This window comes from Streptomyces europaeiscabiei, assembly GCF_036346855.1.
In the GTDB taxonomy this organism is placed as follows: Bacteria; Actinomycetota; Actinomycetes; order Streptomycetales; family Streptomycetaceae; genus Streptomyces; species Streptomyces europaeiscabiei.
The window spans coordinates 6,258,714-6,277,223 of the sequence record NZ_CP107841.1; the positions used below are offsets into that span (position 1 = coordinate 6,258,714).

General features: G+C 69.7%; 17 protein-coding genes. 14 read left to right on the plus strand and 3 right to left on the minus strand.

All coding sequences use genetic code 11. From position 1 onward, the window contains the following. Positions 1–53 precede the first annotated feature (53 nt). Together OG858_RS27405 and OG858_RS27410 are read left to right on the plus strand one after the other, a co-directional pair. The gene (locus OG858_RS27405) at positions 54–752 is read left to right on the plus strand and encodes a demethylmenaquinone methyltransferase (protein ID WP_328544325.1); all 699 of its coding nucleotides are present in this window, start codon (positions 54–56) and stop codon (positions 750–752) included. 197 nt (positions 753–949) lie between these two features. Beyond that, positions 950–2,920, plus strand: a complete 1,971-nt coding sequence (locus OG858_RS27410; RefSeq protein ID WP_330346572.1) for a zinc ribbon domain-containing protein — start codon at positions 950–952, stop codon at positions 2,918–2,920. 172 nt (positions 2,921–3,092) lie between these two features. Here the strand turns inward: OG858_RS27410 and OG858_RS27415 are convergent, their stop codons facing one another. Beyond that, a complete protein-coding gene (locus tag OG858_RS27415) occupies positions 3,093–3,422 on the minus strand; it encodes a PASTA domain-containing protein (RefSeq protein ID WP_037693703.1) in 330 nt (109 codons plus the stop codon). 186 nt (positions 3,423–3,608) lie between these two features. Next, complete coding sequence (locus tag OG858_RS27420; protein WP_319066355.1) at positions 3,609–4,115, minus strand: GNAT family N-acetyltransferase; 507 nt, start codon at positions 4,113–4,115, stop codon at positions 3,609–3,611. A 144-nt stretch (positions 4,116–4,259) separates the two neighbouring features. Here OG858_RS27420 and OG858_RS27425 point away from each other — a divergent pair, with 144 nt between their 5' ends. Beyond that, a complete protein-coding gene (locus OG858_RS27425) occupies positions 4,260–5,552 on the plus strand; it encodes a geranylgeranyl reductase family protein (protein ID WP_037693716.1) in 1,293 nt (430 codons plus the stop codon). Positions 5,553–6,079: 527 nt separating this feature from the next. Here OG858_RS27425 and OG858_RS27430 read toward each other — a convergent pair. Next, a complete protein-coding gene (locus tag OG858_RS27430; RefSeq protein WP_037693719.1) occupies positions 6,080–6,916 on the minus strand; it encodes a C40 family peptidase in 837 nt (278 codons plus the stop codon). A 717-nt stretch (positions 6,917–7,633) separates the two neighbouring features. Here OG858_RS27430 and OG858_RS27435 point away from each other — a divergent pair. From OG858_RS27435 to nuoK, 11 genes are read left to right on the plus strand one after another with little or no spacing between them, the layout of a single operon-like run. Continuing rightward, entirely contained in the window at positions 7,634–7,993 is a 360-nt protein-coding gene (locus OG858_RS27435; protein WP_005476348.1) for an NADH-quinone oxidoreductase subunit A, read from the plus strand. A gap of 13 nt (positions 7,994–8,006) precedes the next feature. Then, complete coding sequence (locus tag OG858_RS27440; protein WP_086748379.1) at positions 8,007–8,561, plus strand: NuoB/complex I 20 kDa subunit family protein; 555 nt, start codon at positions 8,007–8,009, stop codon at positions 8,559–8,561. Next, positions 8,558–9,319, plus strand: a complete 762-nt coding sequence (locus OG858_RS27445) for an NADH-quinone oxidoreductase subunit C (RefSeq protein WP_086748380.1) — start codon at positions 8,558–8,560, stop codon at positions 9,317–9,319. The genes OG858_RS27440 and OG858_RS27445 overlap by 4 nt, the downstream gene beginning before the upstream one ends. A gap of 55 nt (positions 9,320–9,374) precedes the next feature. Further along, entirely contained in the window at positions 9,375–10,706 is a 1,332-nt protein-coding gene (locus OG858_RS27450; protein ID WP_086748381.1) for an NADH-quinone oxidoreductase subunit D, read from the plus strand. Positions 10,707–10,735: 29 nt separating this feature from the next. Beyond that, the gene (nuoE, locus tag OG858_RS27455; RefSeq protein WP_086748390.1) at positions 10,736–11,566 is read left to right on the plus strand and encodes an NADH-quinone oxidoreductase subunit NuoE; all 831 of its coding nucleotides are present in this window, start codon (positions 10,736–10,738) and stop codon (positions 11,564–11,566) included. Then, positions 11,566–12,921 (plus strand): NADH-quinone oxidoreductase subunit NuoF, encoded by a 1,356-nt coding sequence (gene nuoF, locus OG858_RS27460; RefSeq protein WP_319066354.1) that lies wholly within the window; start codon positions 11,566–11,568, stop codon positions 12,919–12,921. Before nuoE ends, nuoF begins: the two co-directional genes overlap by 1 nt. After that, a complete protein-coding gene (locus OG858_RS27465) occupies positions 12,918–15,422 on the plus strand; it encodes an NADH-quinone oxidoreductase subunit G (RefSeq protein WP_086748383.1) in 2,505 nt (834 codons plus the stop codon). The genes nuoF and OG858_RS27465 overlap by 4 nt, the downstream gene beginning before the upstream one ends. After that, positions 15,419–16,780 (plus strand): NADH-quinone oxidoreductase subunit NuoH, encoded by a 1,362-nt coding sequence (gene nuoH, locus OG858_RS27470; RefSeq protein WP_086748384.1) that lies wholly within the window; start codon positions 15,419–15,421, stop codon positions 16,778–16,780. Before OG858_RS27465 ends, nuoH begins: the two co-directional genes overlap by 4 nt. After that, entirely contained in the window at positions 16,773–17,375 is a 603-nt protein-coding gene (nuoI, locus tag OG858_RS27475) for an NADH-quinone oxidoreductase subunit NuoI (protein ID WP_086748385.1), read from the plus strand. Before nuoH ends, nuoI begins: the two co-directional genes overlap by 8 nt. After that, positions 17,372–18,208: an NADH-quinone oxidoreductase subunit J gene (locus tag OG858_RS27480; RefSeq protein WP_086748386.1), complete on the plus strand. Its 837-nt coding sequence runs from the start codon at positions 17,372–17,374 to the stop codon at positions 18,206–18,208. Before nuoI ends, OG858_RS27480 begins: the two co-directional genes overlap by 4 nt. Beyond that, positions 18,205–18,504, plus strand: a complete 300-nt coding sequence (nuoK, locus tag OG858_RS27485) for an NADH-quinone oxidoreductase subunit NuoK (protein WP_005481399.1) — start codon at positions 18,205–18,207, stop codon at positions 18,502–18,504. Before OG858_RS27480 ends, nuoK begins: the two co-directional genes overlap by 4 nt. Positions 18,505–18,510 lie beyond the last annotated feature (6 nt).

The window sequence follows — 18,510 nt, forward strand, 5'->3', positions numbered from 1 at the left end:
GGTGCGGGCCGGGCGCCGCGTGGGCGTCCGGTCCGTACTGCCACAATGGGTCGGTGACCCGCGCATCCCTGGACAAGCAGCCGCACGAAGTCGCTTCGATGTTCGACCGAGTGGCGAAACGGTACGACCTGACCAACGACGTGCTGTCCCTCGGACAGGACCGGCGCTGGCGCAAGGAGGTCGCGCAGGCGGTGGACGCCCGGCCCGCGCAGAAGATCCTCGACCTCGCGGCCGGCACGGGCACCTCGTCGTTGCCCTTCGCGCAGACCGGTGCGTACGTCGTGCCGTGCGACTTCTCCCTCGGCATGCTCCGGGTCGGCAAGGAGCGCACCGCCTGGCTGCCGTTCACCGCGGGCGACGCCACGAAGCTGCCGTTCAAGGACGACACCTTCGACGCGGTGACCATCTCCTTCGGCCTGCGGAACGTGCAGGACACCGACACCGCGCTGCACGAGCTGTACCGGGTGACCAAGCCCGGCGGCCGTGTCGTGATCTGCGAGTTCTCCCACCCGACGTGGACGCCGCTGCGGACCGTCTACACCGAGTACCTGATGCGCGCGCTGCCGCCGGTCGCCCGCGCCCTGTCGTCCAACCCGGACGCGTACGTCTACCTCGCCGAGTCCATCCGTGCCTGGCCCGACCAGGCGGGTCTCGCCGAGCGGCTCCGGAAGGCCGGCTGGGACAAGGTGGCGTGGCGGAACCACTCGGGCGGGATCGTCGCCCTGCACCGGGGGTTCAAGGCCGACTCGTAGCGCTCAAGGCCGCCCGCAGGGCCCTGGGTTCACCCGTACGAGCGATACCCGCGAGGGAATCCGGTTGACGGGAACCGGTCAACAGAAACTACCGTCCGTTGATACGTCGGTACGCGCCGGTGATGTCTCGCGACACACCGGCGCGCATCTGACCACGTCGCATCACGGCACGAGTTCTCTGAATGACGGAGCGTTCCATGACGTCCTACTGCCCCCACTGCGGAACACCCGGCCCCGACGAGGCGCGCTTCTGCATGAAGTGCGGGCGGGAGCGCCTGCCGGTTCCGGCGGCCGAGACCGACACGGGGGCCGGGGCGACTCCGGCCCCACCGACGGCGCCACCGGCGTCCTGGCCCGCCACGTTTCCCGGAACCCCCCTGACGACGCCGCCTCCCGGGGTGCCGGGCATGGCGCCACCAGGTATGGCTCCACCGACCGTGGCCCCGTCGGCCCCGCCGGGTGCACCACCCCTCGGTCCGCCGCCGCCCCCTCCCCAGTACGCCCCCGTCCCCGCCCGCCCCTCACCCGTCGGCGCCTTCTTCGGCCGGGCCTTCCGGGGCGACTGGGGCGGCTCGGCGCTGGCCGCGCTCTGGCCGGTCGGGCTCCTCTTCGCCGCGGCCGTGGCCCTGGCCCTTCCGTCGTACGGCCAGGGCGGCCCGGACGAGGAGGAATTCGTAGGCTTCGGCGACCGTCTGGGCCTCGCCCTCGCCGCCCTCCTCCAGGGCCTCGGCGGCGGCTTCACGGTCTCCGAGAGGGGCGGCGGCGACTACACGGGCGACTTCCGGTCCACCGAGGGCGCCCTCACCGTGACCCTGGTCCCGCTCACGGTGACCGCCCTGTTCGTCGGGGCGCTCCTCATCGGCGTAAGACTGCTCCGTACGCGGCTGGTGATGCGCGGCGCGTACGGGAGCGCGTACGGCGGTGGGCCGGGCGGCGCGTACGGCGGTGGGTACGCCGGTGGGTACGGCGGCTCGTACACCGGTGCCGGCGTCGGCGGGCCCGGGGCGATGCCCGGTGGCAGCCGTACCGCCGGGCTCGAAGCGGCTGTGCGGGTCACGCTGCTGGTGACGGTCGCCGTCCTGGTGCTCGGGCTGTTCGCGCAGCCCGAGATCGCGGTCGCCGAGGTCTCCACGTCCGCCTGGCGCGCGGCACTGGGCGCGCTGCTGCTCACCGCCGCCGTCTCGGCCGGCCTGCTGCAACGCGACGATCTGGCCGCCTGGCTGGCCGTCCGCCCCGGGCCCCGGGCCCTGTTCCGGGCGACCGGTACGGCCGTGCGGGCCATGGCGGGCGTTCTCGCCCTCTGCTCGCTCGTCGCGTTCGTCGTCCTCGCGGCGAACGACGAGTGGCAGGCCGAATGGGACGAGGACCTCAGCCCGCTCCTCCTGGTGCTGCTCGTCCTCCCCAACCTCGCCGTCAACCTCCTCGGTCTCTCCTGGGGCGCGTCCGTCGAGGGCGAGGCGGGCCGTACGGGCTACGGGGACGACTCGTCGTTCCGCAGCGACTCGTCCGGCGACTACGGGCTCGTCGAGTCCGGCCCGTACGGCGGCGGCTACGAGCGTGAGGCGTTCGGGCTCTCCGAACTGGGCGACGCCGTCAACTCCTGGGCGGTCGTGGGCGCGTTGACGCTCGGAGCGGTCTGCGCCCTGATCCTCGGGGTCCTCGCGGCCCGCCGCTCCTCGGGCCGCGGCGAACAACTCCTCGCCGCCGGTGTCTTCTTCGGCCTCTTCCTCCTCCTCGCCGGCATCAGCGGCTTCGGGATGGAGGCCTCCGGCTCCGCCACGAGCGAGTTCAGCAGCGAGTTCTCTGCCGCGGGCCAGGTGGACGCCGGTCTCGACATCCCCGAGGTGCTTCTCTTCGGCCTTCTCTGGATCTTCGGCGCGGCCTTCCTCGCGCCCTACCTGGTCCAGATGACAGGCGCGCGCACGGCGGTCATCGCACCCCCGGTCCCGGCGATGCCGAGCAGCGGCCCGGCGGGCCACGGGGTCCCGCAGCAGCCTTCGGCCCCGGCCCCGTACGAGCCCCCGCTCGTCGAACTGGGCCACCATCACCTGCCACCCGCAGCACCGGCCGGGCCCCGCAACCGAACCCTCATCTGGACCATCACGATCACGGCGGCCTTCGTGATCGGCGGGGGAGGGGCGGCGGCGATCCTGCTCTGGCAGAAGTAGTGGACACGTGACGGGAAGGGGCCGCGCCCCGTCTTCGAGGGGCGCGGGGAACCGCGCGATCGACCACGGACAACCTGCGGCCCGCGATGCACCGAAGCCCCCGCCCTGCAAGCCCCTCCTGAAAGCCTCCGTCCCGAAAGCCCCAGCCCCGAACCCGGAACCCTCCGTGCTCCTACCGGAGAACCGGAAACGGATCCCCGGGCCCCGGCTCGTCCAACGCCCTGCGCAACCCCGGCGGCGGCCCCCCGCTGCGCGGCTCCCGCACACCCCCGCCGTCGTCCCCCACCTCGAACCACACGGTCACGGCGGCCCCACGCGGCACCTTCACCCCGGGCGGCGGGTACTGCCGTACGACGTAGTCCACGACGGCGAGTTGGAAGTCGGGCCGGTCGGGCGCGACGAGGGTCACCCCGTCCGCCTCGGCCGTCTCGCGCGCGTCCACGGCCATCAGACCGACGAACCGTGGCACACGCACTTCGAATGACTTGGGTGTTATGCGCACAGATGTTCACCCCCAGCGGTACCGGCAGGGTAACCGCCGAGCACCTCCGGCCGGAAGCACTGAGTTGCAGTCTGCGCCAAATTGCCACTCTGCGTGACGAGTTGCCGATATCGCGAACGAGTGGCCGCCTCGCCGGAGCACCTGTGCGGGGAGGCGGGGGCCCGCTCCCCGACCGGCGTCAGAGCGTCACAACGTCAGCCGATAGCAGCGCCCCGCCTGCAGAGAGACCGGCGTCGTGTACTCCTCCGCCGGTTCCATGCCCAGCCGCCGGGCGACGGCGATGGACCGTTCGTTGCGGGTGTTGACCATGGCGACGACGCCGGCGACGCCGGCCGCCCGCACCCGCTCCAGGGTCTGCGTCGCGGCAGCGGTCACGTACCCCTTGCCCCAGTGGTCGCGGGCGAGCCGCCAGCCGATCTCGATCTCGCCGGTCGGACCCCACTCCCGGGGCCATGGCTGGGCGCCGGTGAAGCCGATGGCCCGGCCCTCCTCGTCGAGCATGGTCCACAGGCAGAACCCGTGCTCGGCGTCGTGGCGGCGCTGGCGCGCGGTGAGCTCCTCGTAGACGGACAGCTCGGCGGACCGGCCGCCGTGGAACTCCATGACGTCGGGATCGTCGAAGATCCGGTGCCAGGCGAAGGCGTCCTCGTCGGTGGGGACGCGCAGCCGTACGTCGGGCAGAGCTCTGTTCACAGGGGCAGCCCTTCAGCCGATGATCGGTACCGCTGAATAGACTGCCCATGTCCGACGCCCGTCGGCACATGTTTTCTGGCCGTCCGTTCTTCGGACTTCCAGCAGTTTTGCTTCGATCCGTCTACTTCTTGGGGAGAACCCGTCGTGACCGAGCCCCAGCCCCTTACCGAACACACCGCCGATGTGATCGTCGTCGGGGCCGGGCCAGCCGGTTCCACCACCGCGTACTACCTGGCGAAGGCCGGGCTGGACGTGCTGCTCCTGGAGAAGACCAGCTTCCCCAGGGAGAAGGTCTGCGGCGACGGCCTCACACCGCGTGCCACCAAGCAGCTCGTGTCGATGGGCATCGATATCTCCGAGGAGGCCGGCTGGCTCCGCAACAAGGGCCTGCGGATCATCGGCGGCGGCGTCCGCCTCCAGCTCGACTGGCCGGATCTCGCCTCCTACCCGGACTACGGACTCGTCCGGAAACGGGACGACTTCGACGAGCAGCTCGCCCGCCAGGCCCAGAAGGCGGGTGCCCGGCTGCACGAGCGCTGCAACGTGGGCGCGCCGATCATCGACGACCGCACGGGCCGAATCACCGGGGTGCACGCCAAACTCGGCGACGAGAAGCGGGAAGTCACCTTCCACGCGCCGCTGGTGGTGGCGGCCGACGGCAACTCCACCCGCCTCTCCCTCGCGATGGGCCTGCACCGCCGAGAGGACCGCCCGATGGGCGTCGCGGTCCGTACGTACTTCACCTCCCCGCGCCACGACGACGACTACCTGGAGTCCTGGCTGGAACTCTGGGACAAGCGCGGACCGGGCGAGGACCGTCTCCTGCCGGGCTACGGCTGGATCTTCGGCATGGGCGACGGCACGTCCAACGTCGGTCTGGGTGTCCTCAACACCTCCGCCGCCTTCAAGGAGCTGGACTGGCGCGACGTCCTGAAGGCCTGGTGCGCGTCCATGCCCGAGGAGTGGGGCTACACCCCCGAGAACATGACCGGGCCCATCCGCGGCGCCGCCCTTCCGATGGCCTTCAACCGCCAACCCCACTACACCAAGGGCCTGCTGCTGGTCGGCGACGCCGGCGGCATGGTGAACCCCTTCAACGGCGAGGGCATCGCCTACGCCATGGAGTCCGGGCAGATCGCCGCCGACGTCATCGTCCAGGCCCACGCCCGCGCCACCCCCGGGCAGCGCGAACTCGCCCTCCAGCGCTACCCGCAGGTCCTCAAGGACACCTTCGGCGGCTACTACACGATGGGCCGCGCCTTCGTGAAGCTCATCGGCAACCCGAAGATCATGAAGCTCGCCACGCAGCGGGGCCTCACCCACCCGCTGCTGATGAAGTTCACCCTGAAGATGCTGGCCAACCTCACCGACCCGACCGGCGGCGACGCGATGGACCGCATCATCAACGGCCTGAGCAAGGTGGCCCCGAAGGCGTGAGGGGGACGGGGCGCGGTGACCGGGGCGACCCTGGCGTGAGCGGGCGGGGTCGCCGTGTGAGGAACGGGTTGCTCGGGGTGCTCGAGGCGATCGGGTTGACCGGGGTGTGAGGATGCCGCGGACGCCGGGACGCCGGGACGCCGGCTTCCCCGGTGATGGCGGGACGCGGCGTGCTCCTCACCCGCATCCGCGACGGGGCCCGTTCCATGGGCACGCCTTATGCGACGGGGCCCGTCCCATAGGCAGGCTCTACGACCGCCCCGACGGCAACGCGCTGCTCGAAGCGGGCGATTCGGACGCCGAGCGCGGTGGGATCCGCACGCCGTACCGGCCCCCGGCGACGGAACCCCTGAAACGCGCTGACGAGGCCTGTCAGCGGCTGGGCAGGCCTGCATCCCCCGATCCGGGGCGGGAGCGCCCTGTGGGGCCCTTGTGGCCCTTTCTGAGGGCAGCCCGGAGGGCCGCTGTCCCCACCGGGAGAGCGGCCCTCTCGAAAAGCGCCTGGGCGACCGCGAGAGCGCGCGGCCTCAGAGCACGCGCACCGCACCCGTCGCCGGGTAGCCGGAGAGATCCTGGATGACGACACCCTTGGAGGGGTTCGCCGCGTCGAGGTACTGGCCGTTCCCGACGTAGACACCCACGTGGTACGCGGAGCCCTTGGCACCCCAGTACAGGATGTCGCCGACCTGCAGGTTGGACAGCGAGACCTCGGTGCCCTGCATCGACTGGTCCTGCGAGACCCGGGGGAGGTCCACACCGACCTGCTTGAACGCGGCCTGCACGAGCGAGGAGCAGTCCCACGCGTTGGGGCCGGTGGCGCCCATGACGTAGGCGTCGCCCAGCTGGGCCTTGAGGAAGTCGATGACCGTGCCGACGCTGCCGGTGGCGGGCGCCGTCGTGGTGGTCGTGGTGGTCGACGAGTTGGTCGTGAGGGTGGTCCGCTCGCTGTCGCGTGCGGCACGCTCCGCCTCGGCCTTGCGCTCGGCCTCGGCTGCGGCCTTCTTGCGGGCCTCTTCCTTCTTGGCCTTGACCAGGTCCTTCTCGGCCTGCTTGGCAGCCTGTTCGGCGGCCGTGTCACGCTCGGCCTGCAGCTGGTAGTCGGCCGCCATCGCCTGCGTGGCGTCCGCGGACTGCGCGGCCTGCGTGGCCAGGTCGGCCGTGAGGGTGGGCAGTTCGAGCGTCTGCGTCACCGGCTCCGCGGCGAAAGCCGACGTGGACGCGCCGGCCACTGCCACGGTGCTGAGAACGCCACCGGCGACTCCGGCGCGCATCGCGATCGAGGACGCGTTGCGGCGGGGTTTCCGGTGGCTGCGTATGTGAGCGGTGTGGGACATGGGTACAAGCGGTACCAGCGACTCCTCCATACCTTCAAGAAACGTGTGGTGCGCCACAGTTGTTCAACGGAAGCCGTAAATTCCCTGTGCGTCACTCTTTATTGACGCCGTAACGGGCATAGCGGACACGGTCGGTCAAGCCTGTGATCATGCGCTTTCGTGAATACGTCCGAATTGCCCTGTGCTTACCATCGATTGCAGCGAGTGGCCAAGGTCGGCTGATTTGATCTTTCTGTGATGTGACACAGGTCACAGAGTGATCACCCGTCACCATGGCGTCCCGCACGGAGCCGCCCGCCCTCGGCGCTCGTGAACGCGTGCACGCGTTCACATCGGCCGTCGGGCCTCCCTCCGGGGTGTGAACGCCGCGCACTATCAACCGGTCCCGTCCAGCACCAATTTGCATGCAGCGGAATCCTCTTGATATGGAGACGACCCGCGTGACCAGCGGTAACGAGCGAAAATGTCACTTCTGGTGATCAGTCTGGCGCTTCGTGTATGAAGATCAACGCTCATCCGACTTCATGATCCTTCGTCAGGTGGTGGAGATCACAAACTCGGTGCCGTACCCCGTGTCGCAGATCACAGACCGGCAGGCATAGGATGCGGGGCAGTTGGGCTTGTGACCTGCTTCACATGTTCGCGATCTTCGTCGGGACGGGCGGAGTTCGTGAAACGCGTGGGGCGGGGGAGCAGGGCCCACGCCATCCGCCAGCAGTCAGTGCCGACTGAGAGGAGCGAGGAGCGGTGAACGCCTATGCGCCCATCCTCGTACTGGGAGCCCTCGGGGCAGGCTTTGCGATCTTCTCCGTGATCATGGCCTCGCTGATCGGCCCGAAGCGCTACAACCGGGCCAAGCTCGAGGCTTACGAGTGCGGGATCGAGCCCACCCCCACGCCGGCCGGCGGCGGGCGATTCCCCATCAAGTACTACCTGACGGCGATGCTCTTCATCGTCTTCGACATCGAGATCGTCTTCCTCTACCCCTGGGCCGTCACCTTCGACGCCCTGGGTGTTTTCGGGCTCGTGGAGATGCTGCTCTTCGTGCTCACCGTCTTCGTCGCCTACGCGTACGTCTGGCGGCGCGGCGGCCTGGAATGGGACTGAGGGGCCTTTAACCATGGGACTCGAAGAGAAACTGCCGAGCGGTTTCCTGCTGACCACCGTCGAGCAGGCCGCGGGCTGGGTACGCAAGGCATCCGTCTTCCCCGCCACCTTCGGCCTCGCCTGTTGTGCCATCGAGATGATGACCACGGGCGCGGGGCGCTACGACCTGGCGCGCTTCGGCATGGAGGTGTTCCGGGGCTCGCCGCGTCAGGCGGACCTGATGATCGTGGCCGGCCGGGTCAGCCAGAAGATGGCGCCGGTGCTGCGGCAGGTCTACGACCAGATGCCCAATCCCAAGTGGGTGATCTCCATGGGGGTCTGCGCGTCGTCCGGCGGCATGTTCAACAACTACGCGATCGTCCAGGGCGTCGACCACATCGTCCCCGTCGACATCTATCTCCCGGGCTGCCCGCCGCGGCCCGAGATGCTGATGGACGCGATCCTCAAGCTCCACCAGAAGATCCAGACGACCAAGCTCGGCGTGAACGCCGAGGACGCGGCCCGCGAGGCGGAGGAAGCGGCACTCAAGGCGCTCCCCCTCATCGAGATGAAGGGGCTGCTGCGATGAGCGACGCGAACGGCAAGAACGACGCGGACGGATCGAACGGGGTGAACCCCGAGAAGGATCTCGCCGCGTCCAACCTCCCCGGCCAGCGCGGCGACGGCGGTGAGGAGATCCGGGTCCAGCGGGGCATGTTCGGCGCCGACAACGGCGGCGACACCTCCGGCTACGGCGGCCTGGTCCGCTCCATCCGGCTCCCCGGTGCGACCGGCCGCCCCTACGGCGGCTGGTTCGACGAGGTCGCCGACGAGCTGGAGGGCGCCCTGGAGGAACAGGGCCTCGTCCCCGAGAACGTGATCGACAAGACGGTCGTCGACCGGGGCGAGATCACCTTCCACATCGAGCGCGAGCACCTGCCGCGCGTCGCCCGGACCCTCCGCGACGACCCGGCCCTCCGCTTCGAACTGTGCACCGGCGTCTCCGGCGTCCACTACCCCGGTGACAAGGGCCGTGAGCTGCACGCCGTCTACCACCTGCGCTCGATCACCCACAACCGGCTGATCCGCCTGGAGGTGTCCGCCCCGGACGCCGACCCGCACATCCCGTCGCTCGTCCCCGTCTATCCGACCAACGACTGGCACGAGCGCGAGGCGTACGACTTCTTCGGCATCGTCTTCGACGGCCACCCCGCGCTGACGCGGATCATGATGCCGGACGACTGGCAGGGCTTCCCGCAGCGCAAGGACTATCCCCTCGGCGGCATCCCCGTCGAGTACAAGGGCGCCCAGATCCCGGCTCCGGACCAGCGGAGGTCGTACTCATGAGCGCCCGCCCGTCGCCCGACCACCACCCCTCAACGACTCCCTTCGGGAGGCTGTGATGACTGCATCCGCCGAATCCGCCGCCTCGGCGCGCGAGACCACCGAGGGCACCGTCTACACGGTCACCGGCGGGGACTGGGACGAGGTCGCCGAGACCGCCGCCCGGTCCGACGACGAGCGCATCATCGTCAACATGGGCCCCCAGCACCCGTCCACGCACGGTGTGCTCCGGCTCATCCTGGAGATCGACGGCGAGACCGTCACCGAGGCCCGCTGCGGCATCGGCTATCTCCACACCGGCATCGAGAAGAACCTCGAGTACCGCACGTGGACGCAGGGCACCACGTTCGTGACGCGCATGGACTACCTGACGCCGTTCTTCAACGAGACGGCGTACTGCCTCGCCGTGGAGAAGCTCCTCGGCATCGAGGAGCAGATCCCGGACCGCGCCACGATCATCCGCGTGCTCCTGATGGAGCTGAACCGGCTCTCCTCCCACCTGGTGTGCATCGCCACCGGCGGCATGGAGCTGGGCGCCACCACGATCATGATCTACGGCTTCCGTGATCGTGAACTCATTCTCGACATCTACGAGCTGATCACCGGCCTGCGCATGAACCACGCGTACATCCGGCCCGGCGGACTCGCCCAGGACCTGCCGCCCGGAGCGGTGGACCAGATCCGCGAGTTCGTGAAGAAGATGGAGAAGAACCTTCCCGAGTACGACAAGCTCGCCACCGGGAACCCCATCTTCAAGGCCCGTATGCAGGACGTCGGCCACCTCGACCTGTCCGGCTGCATGGCCCTCGGCGCCACCGGCCCGATCCTCCGCTCCGCCGGCCTCCCGCACGACCTGCGCAAGGCGCAGCCGTACTGCGGGTACGAGACGTACGACTTCGACGTCCCGACCGCCGACACCTGCGACTCCTACGGCCGCTTCCTGATCCGCCTCGAAGAGATGCGCCAGTCCCTGCGGATCGTCGAGCAGTGCCTGGACCGGCTGCAGCCCGGCCCGGTCATGGTCACCGACAAGAAGATCGCCTGGCCCGCCCAGCTCGCCCTGGGACCGGACGGACTCGGCAACTCCCTGGACCACATCAAGAAGATCATGGGCACCTCCATGGAGGCCCTGATCCACCACTTCAAGCTGGTGACCGAGGGCTTCCGCGTCCCGCCGGGACAGGCGTACGCGGCGGTCGAGTCGCCCAAGGGCGAACTCGGGGTGCACGTCGTCTCCGACGGAGGCACCCGCCCCTTCCGGGTCCACTTCCGTGACCCGTCCTTCACCAACCTGCAGGCCATGGCGGCGATGTGCGAGGGCGGCCAGGTCGCCGACGTCATCGTCGCCGTCGCGTCCATCGACCCCGTGATGGGAGGCGTCGACCGGTGACCACCACCCCCGAGGGCGTCAGCCTGGGCATGCCCCAACTGCCCGCGCCCGACTACCCGGACGACGTTCGAGCCCGGCTGGAGCGGGACGCCGCCGAGGTCGTCGCCCGCTACCCGGACTCCCGGTCCGCTCTCCTGCCGTTGCTGCATCTCGTGCAGTCGGAGGAGGGCCATGTCACCCGCACCGGCATGCGGTTCTGCGCCGAGGTGCTCGGCCTGACCACGGCCGAGGTCACCGCGGTCGCCACCTTCTACACCATGTACCGGCGCAAGCCCTCCGGTGACTACCAGGTGGGCGTCTGCACCAACACCCTGTGCGCGGTGATGGGCGGTGACGCGATCTTCGAGGCGCTGCAGGACCACCTGAGTGTCGGCAACGGTGAGACCACCGACGACGGCAAGGTCACCCTGGAGCACATCGAGTGCAACGCGGCCTGCGACTTCGCGCCGGTCGTGATGGTCAACTGGGAGTTCTTCGACAACCAGACCGTCGACAGCGCCAAGCGCCTCGTCGACGACCTGCGCGCGGGCACCGAGGTCCGGCCCACGCGCGGGGCACCGCTGTGCACCTTCAAGGACACCGCGCGGATCCTCGCCGGCTTCCCCGACGAGCGGCCGGGGGCCGTCGAGGCGAGCGGCGGAGCGGGACCCGCCTCGCTGGTCGGCCTCCGCCTCGCCAGGGGAGAGGCCGGACCCGCGCGCGTGGTCCATCCGCGGGACGGCGGACCGCACGACGAGCCGCGCGACAAGGTGCACGAGCCGTCACCCACCGAGCACCTCAGCTCGCACGACGCGCCGCAGGACACGTCGGCCTCGGACCCGGCCCACCCGGCGGGGCCCGCAGCCGAGGAGGGGGAGTGATGACGTTGGCACCCGAGATCAAGGGCACCAGCCCGGAGAAACTGCTCGCACCCGTGCTGTCGGCCTTCTGGGACGAGGACCGGGCATGGTCGCTCGACGTCTACCGAAGGCACGACGGGTACGAGGGGCTGCGCAAGGCGCTGGCCATGTCACCGGACGACGTCATCGCGTACGTCAAGGAGTCCGGGCTGCGCGGCCGCGGCGGCGCGGGATTCCCGACCGGAATGAAATGGCAGTTCATTCCGCAGGGCGATGGCAAACCGCATTATCTGGTTGTCAACGCCGACGAGTCGGAGCCCGGAACGTGCAAGGACATTCCGCTCCTCTTCGCGAACCCGCACAGCCTCATCGAGGGCATTGTCATCGCCTGTTATGCCATCAGGTCCTCGCATGCCTTCATCTATCTGCGTGGTGAGGTCGTTCCCGTCCTGCGGCGGTTGCACGAGGCCGTACGCGAGGCCTACGCGGAGGGCTTCCTCGGCGAGAACATCCTGGGCAGCGGACTCGACCTCGAACTCACCGTGCACGCGGGCGCGGGCGCGTACATCTGCGGTGAGGAGACCGCGCTGCTCGACTCGCTCGAAGGCCGCCGTGGTCAACCGCGGCTCCGTCCCCCCTTCCCTGCCGTCGAGGGCCTCTACGCGTGCCCGACTGTCGTGAACAACGTCGAGTCGATCGCGTCGGTTCCCGCGATCATGCACAGGGGCAAGGAATGGTTCAGGTCGATGGGCAGCGAGAAGTCTCCCGGCTTCACGCTCTACTCGCTCAGCGGCCATGTCACGAGCCCCGGCCAGTACGAGGCGCCGCTCGGCATCACGCTCCGTCAGCTCCTGGAGATGAGCGGCGGAATGCGACCCGGGCATCGCCTCAAGTTCTGGACGCCGGGCGGGTCCTCGACCCCGATGTTCACCGACGAGCACCTAGACGTCCCTCTTGACTACGAAGGAGTGGGCGCCGCGGGTTCCATGCTCGGCACGAAAGCACTCCAGTGCTTCGACGAGACGACCTGCGTCGTGCGTGCCGTCACCCGCTGGACCGAGTTCTACGCCCACGAGTCCTGCGGCAAGTGCACCCCCTGCCGCGAAGGCACCTACTGGCTGGTGCAGTTGCTGCGCGACATCGAGGCCGGCAAGGGCGTCATGAGCGACCTCGACAAGCTGAACGACATCGCCGACAACATCAACGGCAAGTCCTTCTGCGCCCTCGGCGACGGCGCCGCCTCGCCGATCTTCTCCTCCCTCAAGTACTTCCGCGCGGAGTACGAGGACCACATCACGGGCCGGGGCTGCCCCTTCGACCCCGCCAAGTCGACCGTCTGGGCCGACAAGGACAAGCACGCGGAGGTGAACGCATGACAGTGACCACCAGCGCTCCCTCCGGAGGGGGAGAGGCGGCGGTCCCGCCGGAAGATCTCGTCTCGCTGACCATCGACGGAGTCGACATCAGCGTGCCCAAGGGCACCCTGGTCATCCGGGCCGCCGAACAGATCGGTGTCGAGATCCCCCGCTTCTGCGACCACCCCCTCCTCGACCCGGTCGGCGCCTGCCGCCAGTGCATCGTCGAGGTCGAGGGCCAGCGCAAGCCCATGGCGTCCTGCACGATCACCTGCACGGACGGGATGGTCGTCAAGACCCACCTCACCTCCCCGGTCGCGGAGAAGGCCCAGAAGGGGGTGATGGAGCTCCTGCTCATCAACCACCCGCTGGACTGCCCCGTCTGCGACAAGGGCGGCGAGTGCCCGCTGCAGAACCAGGCCATGTCGCACGGCCACTCCGAGTCCCGCTTCGAGGGCAGGAAGCGCACCTACGAGAAGCCCGTGCCGATCTCCACGCAGGTGCTGCTCGACCGTGAGCGGTGCGTGCTGTGCGCCCGCTGCACCCGCTTCTCCAACCAGGTCGCCGGCGACCCGATGATCGAGCTGGTCGAGCGGGGCGCACTCCAGCAGGTCGGCACCGGAGAGGGCGACCCCTTCGAGTCGTACTTCTCCGGCAACACCATCCAGATCTGCCCGGTGGGCGCGCTGACCTCGGCGGCGTACCGATTCCGCTCCCGCCCCTTCGACCTCGTCTCCTCGCCGTCCGTCTGCGAGCACTGCTCCGGCGGCTGCGCGACCCGCACCGACCACCGGCGCGGCAAGGTCATGCGGCGCCTCGCGGCCAACGACCCCGAGGTCAACGAGGAGTGGATCTGCGACAAGGGGCGGTTCGCGTTCCGGTACGCGCAGCGCCCGGACCGGCTGACCACCCCCCTCGTCCGCAACGCCGAGGGCGTCCTGGAACCGGCGTCCTGGCCTGAGGCCCTGGAGGCCGCCGCCCGGGGGCTGCTCGCCGCGCGCGGCCGGGCCGGTGTCCTGACCGGCGGCAGGCTCACCGTCGAGGACGCCTACGCGTACAGCAAGTTCGCGCGCGTGGCCCTCGACAGCAACGACATCGACTTCCGCGCACGCGTGCACAGCGGCGAGGAGGCCGACTTCCTGGCGGCCCGGGTCGCCGGACGCGGCCGTGACCTCGACGGTACGGGCGTCACGTACGCCTTCCTGGAGAAGGCGCCCGCGGTCCTGCTGGTCGGGTTCGAGGCGGAGGAGGAGGCGCCCGGTGTCTTCCTGAGGCTGCGCAAGGCCTGGCGCAAGCACAAGCAGCAGGTGTTCTCGCTGGCCACGCACGCCACCCGGGGCCTTGCGAAGGCCGGCGGCACGCTGCTGCCCGCCGCGCCCGGCACCGAGACCGAGTGGCTGGACGCCCTCGCGAGCGGCTTCGGACTGGACGACGACGGCACCAAGGCCGCCGAGGCGCTGCGTACCGAGGGCGCGGTCATCGTCGTCGGGGAGCGGTTCGCGGCCGTGGCGGGCGGGCTCACCGCCGCAGTACGGGCCGCGTCCCTGACCGGCGCGAAGCTGGTGTGGATCCCGCGCCGGGCCGGGGAGCGCGCCGCCGTCGAGGCGGGCGCGCTGCCCTCGGTGCTGCCGGGCGGCCGCCCGGCGACCGACCCGCGCGCCCGCGCGGAGGTCGCCGCCGCCTGGGGCGTCGCCGAACTCCCCTCGCGGTACGGCCGGGACACCGGGCAGATCGTCGAGGCCGCCGCCACCGGAGAGCTCGGGGCCCTGGTGGTGGCGGGTGTGGAACTCGCCGATCTGCCCGATCCGGCACGCGCGCGTGAGGCACTCTCCGCGGTGGGCTTCCTGGTCTCACTGGAGCTGCGGCCCAGCGAGGTCACCGAACGGGCCGACATCGTCCTTCCGGTCGCCGCCGTCGCCGAGAAGGCGGGCACCTTCGTCAACTGGGAGGGCCGCGTGCGGATGTTCGAAGCCGCGCTGAAGCCCGACCAGATGACCCGCCGGGTGGCACCCGCCGACGGCCGTGTCCTGCAGATGCTGGCCGACGCCATGGACGTCCACCTGGGGCTGCCCGATCTGCGCACCACGCGCGCGGAGCTGGACCGCCTCGGGGCGTGGGACGGCGCGAGGGCCAACGAGCCGGTGGAGGTCGCGGCCGGACTGCCGCGCCCGGCCGCCGGGGAGGCCGTACTCGCCGGGCACCGGCTGCTCCTCGACCAGGGCCGCCTCCAGGACGGCGACGACGCGCTCGCCGGCACGCGGCACGCCGCACACGCGCGTGTGTCCGCCGCCACGGCCGCCGAGGCGGGCGTCAAGAACGGCGACGTCCTCGCGGTCAGCGGCCCCGCCGGGGTCGTCGAACTGCCGCTGCTGATCACCGAGATGCCCGACCGCGTCGTCTGGCTCCCGCTGAACTCCACCGGTACGGGCGTCGCCTCCGACACCGGGGCGCTGCCCGGCGCACTGGTCCGTATCGGCCCCGCGACGCTCGCCGCCGAGGCCCCCGAGGAGGTGGAGGCATGAGCTTGTACCTCGCCGCTGAAGACCTCTCGATGTTCGGCCGCGACCCCTGGTGGCTGGTCGTCGTCAAGGCGGTGTTCTGCTTCGCCTTCCTGATGATCACCGTGCTGTTCTCCATCGTGTGGGAGCGCAAGGTCGTCGCCTGGATGCAGCTGCGCATCGGCCCCAACCGGCACGGCCCCTGGGGCATGCTCCAGTCGCTCGCCGACGGCATCAAGCTGATGCTCAAGGAAGACGTCATCGTCAAACGCGCGGACAAGGTCGTCTACGTCCTCGCGCCGATCGTCGCGGCCATCCCGGCCTTCATGGCGATCGCGGTGATCCCCTTCGGCCCGGCCGGCAACGAGATCTCGATCTTCGGCCAGCGCACCACGATGCAGCTCACCGACCTGCCGATCGCGATGCTCTACATCCTCGCGGTCGCCTCCGTCGGCATCTACGGCATCGTGCTGGCGGGCTGGAGCTCCGGCTCCACCTATCCGCTGCTCGGCGGCCTGCGCTCCGCGGCGCAGATGATCTCCTACGAGATCGCCATGGGCGCCGCGTTCGCCTCGGTCTTCCTCTACTCGGGGTCGATGTCGACGTCGGCGATCGTGGAGGCGCAGCAGGACCGCTGGTACATCGTGCTGCTGCCGGTCTCCTTCGTCATCTACATCATCACGATGGTCGGTGAGACCAACCGCGCCCCCTTCGACATGCCGGAGTCCGAGGGCGACCTGGTCGGCGGCTTCAACACCGAGTACTCGTCGATCAAGTTCGCGATGTTCATGCTCGCCGAGTACGTCAACATGGTGACCGTCTCCGCCGTGTCGGTGACGCTCTTCCTCGGCGGCTGGCGGGCCCCCTGGCCCATCAGCACCTTCTGGGAGGGCGCCAACCACGGCTGGTGGCCGATGCTCTGGTTCGTGGTGAAGGTGCAGCTGTTGCTGTTCTTCTTCATCTGGCTGCGCGGCACCCTCCCGCGCGTCCGCTACGACCAGCTGATGAAGCTCGGCTGGAAGGTCCTCCTCCCGGTCTCCGTGGTCTGGCTGATGCTCGTCGCGACGGTACGGACCCTCAGGAACGAGAACTACGACTTCGCCGAGATCGCCCTGTACGTCGCGGGCGCCGTCATCGTGCTGTTCCTGCTCTCCGTCGTCGCCGACATGTTCCGCGACCGGCGCGAGGCACAGGACCAGCCCGCCGAACCGGCCGCCTTCGACCCGATGGCCGGCGGGTTCCCCGTACCGCCCCTGCCCGGACAGACCCTCCCGCCGGTGCCGCGCAGGCGTCCGCGACGGGAGCGGGAGCTGGTTGTCAGTGGTGGGTCCGATACTGACAGTGACGGATCTTCGAATGGGAAGGAGGCGTCCGATGGCTGAGGAGCCGAAGGAGACCAAGCCCGGTTTCCAGAACCCCGTCGCCGGCTTCGGCGTGACCTTCAAGGCCATGTTCAAGAAGCGGCTGACCGAGCAGTATCCCGAGCAGCCCAAGACCACGGCCCCACGGTTCCACGGCCGGCACCAGCTCAACCGCCATCCGGACGGCCTGGAGAAGTGCATCGGCTGCGAGCTGTGCGCCTGGGCGTGTCCCGCCGACGCCATCTACGTGGAGGGCGCCGACAACACGGACGAGGAGCGCTACTCGCCGGGCGAGCGGTACGGCCGCGTCTACCAGATCAACTACGCCCGCTGCATCCTGTGCGGCCTGTGCATCGAGGCGTGCCCCACGCGCGCGCTCACGATGACCAACGAGTTCGAGCTGGCGGACAGCAGCCGCGCCAACCTCATCTACACCAAGGAGCAACTGCTCGCCGGGCTGGAGGAGGGCATGGTCGACTCGCCCCACTCGATCTTCCCGGGCACCGACGAGCAGGACTACTACCGGGGGCTGGTCACCGAGGCCGCGCCCGGCACGGTGCGTCAGGTGGCCACCTCCAAGGGCGAGAAGCCGGAAGAAGAGGAGGCACAGGCATGAGCGCGCAACTCGCCGCCTACACCACCTCCACGGGTGAGGCCTTCCAGTTCTGGGTGCTCGGCACGGTCGCCGTGATCGGCGCCCTGTGCACCGTCTTCATGAAGAGGGCCGTGCACAGCGCGCTCTGCCTCGCCGCCACCATGATCATTTTGGCGGTGTTCTACCTCGCCAACGGCGCCTACTTCCTGGGCATCGTGCAGATCGTCGTCTACACCGGCGCGATCATGATGCTGTTCCTGTTCGTGGTGATGCTCGTCGGCGTCACCGCGGCGGACTCCCTGAAGGAGACCATCAAGGGCCAACGCTGGCTGGCCCTCCTCTGCGGCCTCGGCTTCGGCATCCTGCTGACCGCGGGCATCGGCAACGCCTCACTGACGGAGTTCAACGGCCTCGGCACGGCGAACGCGGGCGGGAACGTGGAGGGCCTCGCGGCCCTGATCTTCACCGACTACGTGTTCGCCTTCGAGCTCACCGGCGCCCTCCTCATCACGGCCGCCGTCGGCGCCATGGTCCTCACCCACCGTGAGCGCACCGAGCGCCCCAAGACCCAGCGGGAACTGGCCGAAGAGCGTGTACGCGAGGGCAAGCACCTCCCGCCGCTGCCGGCCCCGGGCGTCTACGCCCGGCACAACGCGGTCGACATCCCGGGCCTGCTGCCCGACGGCACGCCGTCCGAGCTGACCGTCAGCAAGACGCTGCGGGACCGGGGTCAGGTCCGCGACGTGTCGACGGAGGCCCTCAACGACCTCAAGGCCCTGGAGCAGCGCGCCGAGGACCGCCTGGAGCGCACCCACAGCGGGAACGGCGGCAAGCGCGGGGAGGCATCGAAGTGAATCCCGTCAACTACCTGTATCTCGCCGCCCTGCTGTTCACGATCGGCGCCACCGGCGTCCTGATCAGGCGGAACGCGATCGTGGTGTTCATGTGCGTCGAGCTGATGCTCAACGCCTGCAATCTCACGCTGGTCGCCTTCTCCCGGATGCACGGCAATCTCGACGGCCAGATCATCGCCTTCTTCACGATGGTCGTCGCCGCCGCGGAGGTCGTGGTCGGACTCGCGATCATCGTGTCGCTCTTCCGGTCCCGCCACTCGGCCTCGGTCGACGACGCCAGCCTGATGAAGCTGTAAGGGGTC

Excerpts from the sequence above, each read along its gene's own strand:
- nuoH (WP_086748384.1), top strand. The coding sequence starts at position 15,419 with ATGAGCTTGTACCTCGCCGCTGAAGACCTCTCGATGTTCGGCCGCGAC.
- OG858_RS27480 (WP_086748386.1), top strand. The coding sequence starts at position 17,372 with ATGAGCGCGCAACTCGCCGCCTACACCACCTCCACGGGTGAGGCCTTC.
- OG858_RS27465 (WP_086748383.1), top strand. The coding sequence starts at position 12,918 with ATGACAGTGACCACCAGCGCTCCCTCCGGAGGGGGAGAGGCGGCGGTC.
- nuoE (WP_086748390.1), top strand. The coding sequence starts at position 10,736 with ATGCCCCAACTGCCCGCGCCCGACTACCCGGACGACGTTCGAGCCCGG.
- OG858_RS27410 (WP_330346572.1), top strand. The coding sequence starts at position 950 with ATGACGTCCTACTGCCCCCACTGCGGAACACCCGGCCCCGACGAGGCG.
- OG858_RS27430 (WP_037693719.1), bottom strand. The coding sequence starts at position 6,916 with ATGGAGGAGTCGCTGGTACCGCTTGTACCCATGTCCCACACCGCTCAC.
- nuoF (WP_319066354.1), top strand. The coding sequence starts at position 11,566 with ATGACGTTGGCACCCGAGATCAAGGGCACCAGCCCGGAGAAACTGCTC.
- OG858_RS27450 (WP_086748381.1), top strand. The coding sequence starts at position 9,375 with ATGACTGCATCCGCCGAATCCGCCGCCTCGGCGCGCGAGACCACCGAG.
- OG858_RS27445 (WP_086748380.1), top strand. The coding sequence starts at position 8,558 with ATGAGCGACGCGAACGGCAAGAACGACGCGGACGGATCGAACGGGGTG.
- OG858_RS27440 (WP_086748379.1), top strand. The coding sequence starts at position 8,007 with ATGGGACTCGAAGAGAAACTGCCGAGCGGTTTCCTGCTGACCACCGTC.
- nuoI (WP_086748385.1), top strand. The coding sequence starts at position 16,773 with ATGGCTGAGGAGCCGAAGGAGACCAAGCCCGGTTTCCAGAACCCCGTC.